Raw genomic sequence first — 12942 nt, forward strand, 5'->3', positions numbered from 1 at the left:
TAAACGGAAAAGAAGCAGTTTACTATACTTTTCATGTCTTAACGAATCGATCGCTTAGAATTCGTGCAGTGATAGGATGATAGATTCTCATATCGTGCGTTTATATTCCTTCGTAGTAAGCGATTTCACGCTTACAATCCTTGACATAACTCTAATGGATGATTAAAATTAACTTGTATAATGAAAAATTATTATACAAGTAATGAAACATAACATGTTTATTTGTACATGCCGACTTAAAACAGTTGTACAAGTTTATAGCAAGAGGAGGTGAAACGATGGATTTATTTTTAAACATTATCATCTCCATTTTGCTTACATTTGTCGGTATTGTTGTTGGTTATCTGATTCGCAAGAAAATTGCTGAGAAAGAAATCTCTAGTGCTGAAGATTTAGCAAAACAAATTGTCGATGAAGGCTATAAAAACGCTGAAGTTGCCAAGAAGGAAGCGTTGTTGGAAGCTAAAGATGAAAATTATAAGCTTCGTCAACAAACGGAAGAAGAGCTCCGCGATCGTCGTTCAGAAGCTCAAAAACTTGAAAGTCGTCTCATGCAGAAAGAAGAAATTTTAAACAAAAAAGACGAAATGTTAGACAAGCGAGAAATGTCGTTGGAGAAGAAGGAAAATTCGCTTGCAGAAAAACAACAACAAATTGAAGAAATGGAAAGCAAAGTTGGAGAAATGGTCAATGAACAGCAAGCTGAATTAGAACGGATTTCAGGGTATACGACAGAACAGGCAAAACAGATTATTTTACAACGTGTGGAAGAAGATGTATCACATGATGCAGCCTTGATTGTTAAGGAATCAGAAAATCGGGCAAAAGAAGAAGCAGACAAAAAAGCAAAAGACATTTTATCACTTGCTTTACAACGTTGTGCAGCTGATCATGTGGCAGAAACGACTGTGTCTGTTGTAAATCTTCCGAATGATGAGATGAAAGGTCGAATTATCGGTCGTGAAGGGCGAAATATTCGTACACTTGAAACATTAACGGGAATCGACCTTATTATTGATGATACGCCAGAAGCAGTGATTTTATCCGGATTTGATCCAATTCGACGCGAAATTGCAAGAATAGCGTTAGATAAATTGGTTCAAGATGGACGAATACATCCAGCTCGTATTGAAGAGATGGTGGATAAATCACGACGCGAAGTCGATGAATACATTCGTGAACATGGTGAGCAAACGACATTTGATGTTGGTGTACACGGTCTTCATCCTGATTTAGTGAAGATTTTGGGTCGCTTAAAATATCGAACGAGTTATGGTCAAAATGTACTCAATCATTCGATGGAAGTTGCCTATTTATCCGGTCTATTAGCTGCAGAACTAGGAGAAGATCAAACGCTTGCCAAACGTGCTGGATTACTGCATGATATCGGTAAAGCCATCGATCATGAAGTAGAAGGTAGTCACGTTGAAATTGGTAAGGAGTTAGCGACGAAATATAAAGAAAATGATGTCGTAGTCAATGCTGTTGCCTCTCACCATGGTGATGAAGAAGCAACCTCGATCATCGCGGTATTAGTTGCTGCTGCGGATGCGTTATCTGCAGCAAGACCAGGAGCAAGAAGTGAAACGTTAGAAAATTATATTAAACGTTTAGAAAAGCTTGAAGAAATTTCTGAATCCTATGCAGGTGTTGAAAAATCCTTTGCGATTCAAGCAGGTCGAGAAATTCGTATCATGGTCAAACCAGATGAAATTGACGATGCGGAAGCAACCAAGATCGCTAGAGATATTCGTAAGCGAATTGAGGATGAATTAGATTACCCTGGTCATATTAAAGTAACTGTTGTTCGAGAAACGCGATCTGTTGAATATGCGAAATAAAAGCGTCCTTTAAGGTCGCTTTTATTTTTGACTTTTTTTAGTATATATGCAAAACTAGTGATACTAAGAAAGAAAGGTAGAATAGAATGAAATTATTATTTATTGGAGATATTGTTGGCTCACCCGGTCGAAACATGGTCGAAGAGTATTTGCCAAAAATTAAGAAGAAGTATCAACCACATGCAACGATTATGAACGGCGAAAATGCTGCAGCTGGAAAAGGCATTACAGAAAAAATATATAAACAGCTGTTGGAATGGGGAGCGCAAGCAATAACGATGGGGAATCATACATGGGATAAAAAAGAAATTTTTCATTTTATCGATGATGCCACTTATATGGTTCGTCCAGCCAATTTACCACCGAATACACCAGGGAATGATATCGCCTACATTAAAACAAATAATCATGAAATCGCAGTGATTAATTTGCTCGGTAGAACGTTTATGCAACCAGTAGATGATCCTTTTCGCAAAGCAGATGAGTTAATTGAACGAGCAAAAAAACGTACGAACATTATTTTTGTTGATTTTCATGCGGAAGCTACTAGTGAAAAGCAAGCATTAGGTTGGTATTTAGATGGAAGAGTCACCGCCATTGCAGGAACACATACGCATGTTCAAACAGCAGATGACCGAATTTTACCAAATGGAACATCCTATATTACAGATACAGGGATGACAGGTCCATATGATGGTATTCTGGGTACGGATAGGGAATCCGTAATAAAGAAATTTCTTACTGGATTACCTGTACGGTTTGAGGTACCTAAGGATGGTAGGACACAATTAAGTGCAATTCTTGTCGATATTAACGAAAAGAATGGGCAAGCGAAAAAAATTGAAAGATTACAAATTAATGAAGATCATCCGTTTTTTTCGTAGGCGATCGGTTTAGCTCCTTATCATTTGAATCTTTACCGCGAATCTTTCATAATGATAAGGAATATCTTCCCTATAGATGAATATAGTAAAAGTGGAATGACAATAGGAAATGAAGGAGGTACCAGGAATGGACATATTAAAAGTTTCAGCGAAATCTAATCCGAATTCAGTAGCAGGCGCACTTGCAAATGTTTTACGAGAACGTGGTTCAGCTGAGATTCAAGCGATTGGTGCAGGTGCATTAAACCAAGCAGTGAAGGCGGTTGCAATCGCGCGTGGTTTTGTGGCTCCTAGTGGTGTTGATCTCATTTGTATTCCAGCTTTTACGGATATCATGATTGATAATGAAGAAAGAACAGCTATCAAACTTATTGTCGAACCGCGATAAAGAGTAGGAAATGTTGGCCTGTTTGTCATTGATACAAGCAGGTTTTCTTTATGGCATATGTGTAAGGAGGATGCTGGTGATTATCGATTGTCATTGTGATGCCTTATGGAAGATGTGGTCGCAAAATATGACGTTTCATAATGATCCTCGGCTCAACGTAAATTATCAGAAGTGGAAGAAAAGTCCGGTCAAAGTGCAATGTTTTGCAGTATTTGTGCCTGACTATTTGCCACAAGAAGTAAAATTTGCAGCTTGTTTGCAGATGATTGATTTATTTTATGAACAAGTGATAAAGCCCTATGAAGATGTCGTCTTGATCACCAATCAGCATGACCTTCCGTTATTACGAGAGAATCAGCGAGGAGCCATATTAACATTAGAAGGAGTCGATGCCTTAGGCGGTGATTTGTTTAAGTTACGCTTATTCATCCGGTTAGGGGTTCGTATGATTGGATTAACATGGAATGAAGCGAATCTAGCAGCTGACGGCATTTTGGAAGAAAGAGGAGCCGGACTTACAAACTTCGGTAAACAAGTGATCCAGTTAGCGAATGAACAACATGTATGGATTGATGTCAGTCATCTTTCATACCAAGGGTTTTTTGAAGCTTTGAAGCTGAGTCACTATCCCATGGCATCACATTCGAACGCGCGCACGATTCGTGATCACCCACGGAATTTAGATGATCAGCAGATTAGACGATTAGTAGAGAAAGATGGACTGATGGGTATCACTTTTGTGAGTGATTTTGTTACTTCCTCAAATACATTCTTTTACGAGGATCTCATATTACATATAAAGCATTTCATTCAGCTCGGTGCTGAAGATTGTATTAGTTTCGGATCGGACTTTGATGGAAGTGACGATATGTTGAGTTCTTTACGGTCTATTGATGATTACACTGTACTCTTAGAGAGATTACAAGAACATTTTCCTACTTTCGTTATTGAAAAACTGAGCCATCGCAATTTTATTCATACATTTCCCTTTAATCTAGCTAGATAAAAGATTTGTCTTTGTAATTCATTTGATAATCTTCTATAATGGGGGATAGTGTGTGTGTAACATGTCTTATAAGAATGATGTAAGAAAGGAGTCACAGCGAATGAATGAAAAACAACGACTCGCGAGTCAACAAATCAAACAACCGAATTCCACGGACGTAAAATCCGATGCGAATGATAATTTAGATCGACTCAAACAAATGTCGAGTGATGATTTAATCTCTAGATATTTTCAAACGACATATGAACCACCAAATATGCGCAAAGCGAAAAAGCGTTTAAAAAAAGATGTTGATATTCATTATGACTTCGAAATCCCTGAAGAAATGCAAAATATCGGAGAAGGCAAGAAATTCATGATCCGTACATACGGGTGCCAAATGAACGAACACGATACAGAAGTCATGGCGGGGATATTGACGCAGATGGGATATACGTCAACTGATGATACGCACGACGCAGACATTATTTTATTAAACACATGTGCGATTCGTGAAAACGCCGAGAATAAAGTGTTTGGTGAAATTGGTCACTTAAAACCATTGAAAACAGAAAATCCTGATTTAATTCTTGGTGTTTGCGGTTGTATGTCCCAAGAAGAATCTGTTGTCAATCGTATATTAGAAAAACATCAATTTGTCGATTTAATTTTTGGAACGCATAATATTCATCGCCTGCCACAGCTTGTTCAAGAAGCCATGTTCGGAAAAGAAATGGTCGTTGAAGTTTGGTCCAAAGAAGGCGACATTATAGAAAATTTACCGAAACAACGTAAAGGAAACATCAAAGCATGGGTAAATATCATGTATGGTTGTGACAAGTTCTGCACCTATTGTATTGTACCATATACGCGCGGCAAAGAACGTAGTCGCCTGCCAGAGGATATTGTCCAAGAAGTACGTCATTTAGCAGCTCAAGGGTATAAAGAAGTGACATTACTTGGACAAAACGTAAATGCGTACGGAAAAGATTTTGATTTTGAATATGGTTTAGGAGATTTGATGGAAGAGATCAGTAAGATAGATATTCCTAGAGTCCGCTTTACAACATCGCATCCACGAGACTTTGATGACCGTTTGATCGATGTATTATCGAAACATGATAACTTACTTGATCATATTCATTTACCTGTTCAGTCAGGAAGTTCAGATATTTTACGTGTCATGGCTCGCCGTTATACAAGGGAGCAGTATCTTGAGCTTGTGCGAAAAATTCGTGAAGCTATGCCAAATGCAACATTAACAACCGATATTATTGTTGGATTTCCAAATGAAACGGATGAACAATTTGAAGAAACATTAAGTCTTGTTGAAGAAGTTGGTTTTGAAAGTGCATATACGTTTATTTATTCTCCACGTGAGGGCACTCCTTCCGCCCGTTGGGAAGACCATACACCAATGGAAGTGAAAAAGGAACGCTTGCAACGCTTAAATGCACTAGTGAATCAACAATCCGCAGATACAATGAAAAAATATCAAGGCGAGACCGTTAAAGTATTGGTAGAAGGTGAAAGTAAAAAAGACCCTGATGTTCTCTCAGGTTACACTGAACGTAATAAACTCGTTAACTTTAGAGGACCAAAATCCGTTATCGGTGAAATGGTCGATGTAAAAATTACCAATACAAAAACTTGGACACTTGATGGTGAAATGGTCGAGTCAGCAGTAGAGGTGAACTAAATGGCGAAATACACAAGAGCAGAAGTCATTGAAGAAGCCCAAAGCTTGGCAAAAAAAATGGCTGATATTGAAGAAATTGAACGTTTTAAACAGTTAGAAACCAAACTGAACGAGAACGAAAAGATTCAAACGTTAATTAAAAAAATGAAAGCTTTGCAGAAGCAAGCAGTAAACTTTCAAGCATATGGTAAACATGAAGCGTTAAAGAAAGTAGAAGCTGAAATTGATCGTCTGCAGGAAGAAATCGATGCGATACCGATTGTACAGGAATTTAAGGACTCGCAAGTTGAAATTAATGACACGTTACAATTGGTTACAAACACGATAGCTAGAGAAATTACGAATGAAGTGATTCGGTCAACAGGCGGAGACATTCTGACAGGAAAAACAGGTACCGAACAAAATCAAGAGTAAACTAGAAAGAAGACTGGGACAAAAGACGTATTAATGACTCTCTGTACGTCTAGTTCCGGTCTTTTTTGTGTTTTAAGGATTCGTTGATGACAATGTTTATGGGAAATAGTTATCAATATCATCGCTACCATTTTCTAATGGAATATAAGCTTTCAAATGTACACTTTTCTAGGCATCTGCATAGGATGAAGTAGTATTAAAAGAAGAATTCATGGAATCAAGGCACTCTAGGTGAATGTCTTGCATAGGATGGAATTGAATCGAAAGGGAGGGTAACATTCCATGTCTTTTCTTGATCAGCAATATCGGGAAATCATTACGAAAGCCATTATCGGAAAAGGTAGAAAGTTTACACAAGATACAGATGTCATCACTCCGTCACATCGACCATCAAGCATTTTAGGATGTTGGATTATTAACCATCACTATCACGCTAAATTAAAAAAAGAAGACGTCGTCGAAATTCGTGGCAGTTATGAAACCAATGTATGGTATGCTTATCATGATAATACGAAAACAGAAGTTGTCACTGAAACGGTAGAGTATTGTGATAAAGTACCACTTACGATACGCGATGAACATCATTTAGGGGAAGAATCCGACGTTTTTGCCAAAGTGATTCAACAACCAAATTGTCTAGAATGTAGCATCGAAGAGAGAGGCAATCGCATAAAGGTGGATGTTGAAAGAGAATTTTTGGTCGAAGTCATGGGTGAAACGAAAGTATACGTAAAGGTCGACCCTAAAGGGAAAGTATATGATGAGGAAGAATGGGATCTTGCTTTATCCGATGATGAATTAGACGAAATTGATCCCGACTTTTTAGCCAACAAAGATGAAGAATAATCCGTACAGTGTGTGATGATACACACTGTATTTTTTTCTTTTGGTGAATCCTTTCATTTCTATGCTATAATGTAGGCGGAAGTTTAATGGATAAGACGGAGGATAAGTGTCATGAGCTATACGCCAATGATTCAACAATATTTACAAATTAAAGCTGAATATAAAGATTGTTTTTTATTTTTTCGCTTAGGCGATTTTTATGAAATGTTCTTTGAAGATGCCAAAAAAGCAGCGATGGAATTAGAAATTACGTTAACGAGTCGTGATGGTGGTGGAGAAGAACGGATTCCGATGTGTGGTGTACCGTTTCATTCCTCAGAGAACTATATCAAAACATTGATCAATAAAGGCTATAAAGTGGCTATTTGTGAACAAGTTGAAGACCCAAAAGCCACAAAAGGTGTTGTTAAACGAGAAGTCGTACAACTCATTACACCTGGTACGGTCATGGAAGGCAATATGCTTGATGAAAAAGAAAACAACTATTTAGCAGTCATTCGTATGAGTGAAGACAGGTCGTTTGCACTGGCATATTCAGATCTTTCGACTGGTGAAACGTTTGTGATGCAAGTGAATACAGGTTGGGACACGGTCGTAAGTGAGTTATATAACCGTCCAATAAAAGAAGTGATTGTCGACGATACGTTGGAACAAAAGTGGTTGGACGAATTACAGTTGCAATTACAACTAACGGTCTCATACATTAGAGACTCGGAATGTAACGAAGCAATCCATTCATTAGTAGAACATATTCATGATCCATTTTTGCAAGAGACAAGCAGTGTGTTATACCAATATTTGTATACGACGCAAAAGCGGGCATTTGATCATTTGAAAGAAGTACAAGTGATAGAATTAGAGCAATATATGCAACTTGATATGTCATCAAAGAGAAATCTAGAAATTTCTACGTCGATGATGCGTAAAGAAAAGTATGGAAGCCTGTTATGGGTGCTAGATCGAACCGTTACTGCGATGGGGGCACGCAAACTGAAAAAGTGGCTAGAAAAACCGCTTTTGCATGTACGTTTAGTGGAACAACGGTTGGAGTTAGTTGAAGGGGTTTTGTCCCATTTTATGGCTAGAGATGGATTACGAGAAGCGTTACAATCGATTTATGATTTGGAACGTTTATCAGGTCGCGTGTCGTTCGGTAACGTAAATGCACGTGATTTATTTCAGCTGAAGCGTTCATTAGAGAAAGTTCCGGAAATAATTGAACAATTGCAGCAATTTGATCATCCAGAAATTACAAAGCTTTCTAACCAGATGGATCCGATTCCTTCTCTTGTGACGTTATTAAATGAAAGTATTGAAGAGAATGCCCCGATCTCGATTACGGAAGGGAATATAATTAAAGACGGTTATCATGAACAATTAGATCAATATCGTGATGCCAGTAGAAACGGGAAAGAATGGATCGCTGCGTTAGAACAGCAAGAACGCCAAGCCACTGGAATCAAATCGCTAAAAATTGGTTATAATAAAGTGTTTGGTTACTACATTGAAGTAACGCGTGCGAATTTACACTTAGTGCCAAATGATCGCTATGAGCGTAAGCAGACGTTAACGAATGCCGAGCGCTTTATTACCGAAGAACTAAAGGAGAAAGAGGCAACGATTCTTGAAGCAGAAGAGAAAAGTGTCGATCTCGAATATGATTTATTTATCCAGCTCCGAGAGAAAGTAAAAGCGTATATTCCGCAAATTCAAAGATTAGCGGATATGATTAGTGATTGGGATGTATTACAGAGTTTTGCGACAGTAAGTGATGACAACAATTATGTTCGTCCATCATTTACCGATTCTCATCATGTGCAGTTACAAGAGAGTCGACATCCAGTTGTTGAGAAAGTGATGAAAGATGAAACCTTTGTCCCCAATCATGTAACGATGGAAGATGATAAGCACATTTTACTTATTACGGGACCCAATATGTCTGGTAAAAGTACGTACATGAGACAACTCGCTTTAATTATTATTATGGGACAAATTGGTTGTTTTGTACCATGTAAAGAAGCGACGTTACCGATCTTTGATAAAATCTTTACGAGGATTGGGGCAGCAGACGATCTTGTTTCTGGTCAGAGTACGTTTATGGTAGAGATGCTAGAAGCCAATCATGCCCTGCAACAAGCGACAGATCAGAGTTTGATTTTACTTGATGAAGTTGGTCGTGGGACGAGTACTTATGATGGTATGGCATTGGCTCAAGCCATTGTTGAATATATTCACCATCATATCCAAGCAAAAACTTTATTCTCAACCCACTATCATGAACTAACTAGTTTAGCAGACTCGTTTGAATCAGTGAAAAATATTCATGTACGAGCCGAAGAAATGAATGGTCATGTTGTCTTTTTACATCAAATTCAAGAAGGGGCAGCAGACGAAAGTTACGGTATCCATGTAGCAAAGCTTGCTGGGCTCCCCGACGAACTAATTGAACGAGCAAGTGTGATTTTAGAACAGTTAGAAAACAAAGATCCCAAACATACAGCGAATGATTCTGAAGCGAGGTCATTAGAACAAATGTCCTTTTTTGCTGAAGAACCGTCACCACCAAAGAAGAAGGTCAAAGCAGATCCCATTCAAGAGAAAATCATGGAACTGAATCTATTAGAAATGACACCGATGGAAGCTATGAATCAGTTGTATGAGTTGCAACGGAAAGCGAAAGAAAACAAGGGGTGAAAAACAATGGATATCATTGAATTACCAGATCATCTATCCAATCGGATCGCAGCAGGTGAAGTTGTAGAGAGACCAGCATCGGTTGTGAAAGAACTGGTGGAAAATAGTATTGATGCGGGTAGTTCTTCGATTCGAGTTGAAGTAACCGAAGCAGGCTTACAATCAATAAAAGTCATCGATGATGGTCATGGAATTCAGCACGATCAATGTCACCGGGCATTTCTTAGACATGCTACGAGTAAAATACGAAATGAAGATGATTTATTTCATGTCCAATCCCTTGGGTTTCGCGGGGAAGCTTTAGCGAGTATTGCAGCTGTGAGCCGTTTGCAACTGAAAACATCTACTGGTGAACAAGCTGGAACGTCAATAACGCTTGAAGGTGGTCGTGTTGTGAATGAAGATCGCAGTGATGCACGACGAGGAACAACAATCACTGTCAACGATTTGTTTTATAATACACCCGCACGGTTAAAATATATGAAAACCGTCCATACTGAATTGGGACATATTACTGACATTATGAATCGGGTGGCAGTAGCACATCCAAATATACGCTTTGAATTAATTCATAATGAAAAACAAATGTTTCAAACGACTGGACGTGGCGATATGTTACAAATTATTTCCGCCATTTATGGTCGCAAAGTCGCCCAACAAATGATACCTGTCGAAAAAACGACGTTAGATTATAACATTAGCGGCTATATCGCCATGCCCGAGATCAATCGCTCATCACGAAACTTTATTACGACTACTGTCAATGGACGTTTCGTTAAAAGCATCGCATTAGCAAAAGCAATTACGAATGGCTATCATACATTACTACCAATTGGTAGGCAGCCAATTGTCATTATAAATATTGAAATGGATCCCATTCTTATTGATGTCAACGTTCATCCAACCAAGCTTGAAGTTCGATTCAGTAAAGAAAAAGCTTTAGTTGAAGCAATTGAAGACATGATCGTGCATGCACTGAAGCAACAAACGTTGATACCTTCAGGGACGAATCAAAAAGTATCAAAGCAACCATCCGTTCAATCTTCTTTTGCATTTGATCAGAATACTGCTCAGAAAGAACGTACGACAGATCAATCGGAAGTTCGCGAACCTATTGTAGATCAGTGGGAACTAAACGAACCCTTTAACGAAATGGAACAAGAGACAGGATTTGAAGATGAGGGTTCGCAGCCTTCTTTCAGTGAACAGGGGACAGTAAGCAACAACGAGGATCGTTTTTTCGACCATGACGATGCACCGATATACGGACATGATCCAGAGGCAACACATGCTGGCTCACAGGTTGAACGAGTACCCGTAATGTATCCGATTGGGCAACATCATGGCACTTATATTTTGGCGCAAAATGAAACGGGATTATATATTATTGATCAGCACGCAGCCCAAGAACGAATAAAGTATGAGTTTTTTCGAGATCGTATTGGATTTGTCGATCGTGAAGTACAAGAATTGTTAGTTCCACTCACTTTCGATTTCACACCACAAGAAGCGCTTATTATTGAGGAATATCATGACGAATTTCAAAAAGTCGGTTTATTCTTCGAGCAATTTGGCCAATACACTTATATTATACGTTCACATCCACGTTGGTTTCCTGAAGGTGAAGAAGAGGAAATGATTCGACAAATGGTAGATCAACTGGTGAGTACTTCTTCCATTAATGTCAGCAAGTTACGTGAAGATGCAGCGATTCTTATGTCTTGTAAACGATCGATCAAGGCGAATCATTATTTAAACCAAGAAGATATGAAACGATTATTGGATGACTTACGGACATGCGAAGATCCTTTTACATGCCCGCATGGAAGACCGATTATTATTCAATTCTCTTCTTATGAACTTGAGAAAATGTTTAAACGGGTCATGTAGCAGTCATTAGGAGAAAGGATTTTTTGATGAAACCAAAAGTAATTGCTATTGTTGGACCGACCGCTGTTGGAAAAACCGCATTAAGTATTGAAGTAGCGAAACAATGTAATGGTGAAGTGATTAGTGGTGATTCCATGCAAGTTTATCGAGGAATGGATATTGGTACTGCAAAAGTAACAAAGGAAGAAATGGATGGGATCCCGCATTATATGATTGATATCATGGATCCTCATGCATCTTTTTCTGTTGCTGAATTTCAAACACAGGTTAAGGACTATATTCATATGATCCATCAAAAAGGGAAAGTACCCATTATCGTTGGTGGTACAGGTTTGTATATTCAATCGATTTTATTTGATTATCACTTTTCTCAACAAGGAAAAGATCAGAATTATCGTGAGAAGATGGAACAACAGATGAAAGAACAAGGTGTTGGCCCCTTTTATCAACGTTTACAACAGGTTGACCCCGAACAGGCGGATAAAATTCATCCTCACAACATGCAGCGGGTGATTCGTGCATTAGAAGTATATGATCAAACTGGTAAAACAATGACCGAATATCAAAAGGAACAAAGTGATGCATCTTCTTATGATTTTTATATCGTTGGGCTAGAAATGGAAAGAAGCGCTTTATATCAACGCATCAATCAGCGTGTGGATCAAATGATTGATGATGGCTTAGTCGAAGAAGCTAGATATTTCCACGAATTAGGGTTAGATGATTCGCAAGCCATGAAAGCGATTGGTTATAAAGAATTTCTCCCATATTTCAATGGGACTATTCCATTACCAGAGGCGATTGAACAGTTAAAGCGTAATTCGAGAAGATTTGCTAAGCGACAATTTACATGGTTTAAGAATAAAATGCCTGTTCATTGGTATACAATGGAAGTATCACAGAAGAAAGACATTTTTGAAAATATTTTAACAGATTTAGAAGGATTCTTAAAAGAAACATAGAAATTAATATATACAGAGAAAAAAGAGGAGGATGGACAATGTCTCAAAGTGTCAATATTCAGGATCAGTACTTAAATCAATTGCGCAAAGAACGTATCCCATCTACCGTGTTTTTAACCAATGGCTTTCAGTTGCGTGGCGTTGTAAAAGCATTTGATAATTTTACCGTGATGCTAGAAACTGATGGGAAACAACAGCTCATTTTCAAACATGCCATTTCCACTTTTGTGCCAGCCAAAAATATCAATCTTGATAAAGAATAGATAGAAGGGCGCTATTTATCAGTAATAGCGCCTTTTGACTTGATTGGAATGAAATCCTCACGCATGTATTACACTA

General features: G+C 38.3%; 11 protein-coding genes. All 11 read left to right on the forward strand.

Going from position 1 to position 12942, the window contains the following annotated elements:
* The first annotated feature begins 278 nt into the window (after positions 1-278).
* The gene (gene rny / locus J416_RS08700; protein WP_003468883.1) at positions 279-1841 is read left to right on the forward strand and encodes a ribonuclease Y; all 1563 of its coding nucleotides are present in this window, start codon (positions 279-281) and stop codon (positions 1839-1841) included.
* A gap of 86 nt (positions 1842-1927) precedes the next feature.
* Positions 1928-2725 carry a TIGR00282 family metallophosphoesterase gene (locus tag J416_RS08705; RefSeq protein ID WP_003468884.1) on the forward strand — a complete coding sequence of 266 codons (798 nt, stop codon included), beginning with the start codon at positions 1928-1930 and terminating at the stop codon, positions 2723-2725.
* 127 nt (positions 2726-2852) lie between these two features.
* A complete protein-coding gene (locus tag J416_RS08710) occupies positions 2853-3113 on the forward strand; it encodes a stage V sporulation protein S (protein WP_003468886.1) in 261 nt (86 codons plus the stop codon).
* Between the two features lie 70 nt (positions 3114-3183).
* A complete protein-coding gene (locus J416_RS08715) occupies positions 3184-4119 on the forward strand; it encodes a dipeptidase (protein WP_420805432.1) in 936 nt (311 codons plus the stop codon).
* Between the two features lie 100 nt (positions 4120-4219).
* Complete coding sequence (gene miaB, locus J416_RS08720) at positions 4220-5797, forward strand: tRNA (N6-isopentenyl adenosine(37)-C2)-methylthiotransferase MiaB (protein WP_003468888.1); 1578 nt, start codon at positions 4220-4222, stop codon at positions 5795-5797.
* Positions 5798-6211, forward strand: a complete 414-nt coding sequence (locus J416_RS08725) for a YlbF/YmcA family competence regulator (protein ID WP_003468890.1) — start codon at positions 5798-5800, stop codon at positions 6209-6211. It begins immediately after the preceding gene.
* Between the two features lie 282 nt (positions 6212-6493).
* A complete protein-coding gene (cotE, locus tag J416_RS08730; RefSeq protein ID WP_003468892.1) occupies positions 6494-7057 on the forward strand; it encodes an outer spore coat protein CotE in 564 nt (187 codons plus the stop codon).
* 111 nt (positions 7058-7168) lie between these two features.
* On the forward strand, positions 7169-9751 hold the full coding sequence (mutS, locus tag J416_RS08735; RefSeq protein WP_003468894.1) for a DNA mismatch repair protein MutS: 2583 nt from the start codon (positions 7169-7171) through the stop codon (positions 9749-9751).
* Between the two features lie 6 nt (positions 9752-9757).
* Positions 9758-11641 (forward strand): DNA mismatch repair endonuclease MutL, encoded by a 1884-nt coding sequence (mutL, locus tag J416_RS08740; RefSeq protein WP_003468897.1) that lies wholly within the window; start codon positions 9758-9760, stop codon positions 11639-11641.
* A gap of 26 nt (positions 11642-11667) precedes the next feature.
* Positions 11668-12603 carry a tRNA (adenosine(37)-N6)-dimethylallyltransferase MiaA gene (gene miaA, locus J416_RS08745; RefSeq protein ID WP_040513253.1) on the forward strand — a complete coding sequence of 312 codons (936 nt, stop codon included), beginning with the start codon at positions 11668-11670 and terminating at the stop codon, positions 12601-12603.
* A gap of 38 nt (positions 12604-12641) precedes the next feature.
* Positions 12642-12866, forward strand: coding sequence for an RNA chaperone Hfq (gene hfq, locus J416_RS08750; RefSeq protein WP_003468903.1), 225 nt, complete (start codon positions 12642-12644; stop codon positions 12864-12866).
* Positions 12867-12942 lie beyond the last annotated feature (76 nt).

The sequence above is a fragment of the Gracilibacillus halophilus YIM-C55.5 genome (assembly GCF_000359605.1).
Taxonomy (GTDB): Bacteria; Bacillota; Bacilli; order Bacillales; family Amphibacillaceae; genus Gracilibacillus; species Gracilibacillus halophilus.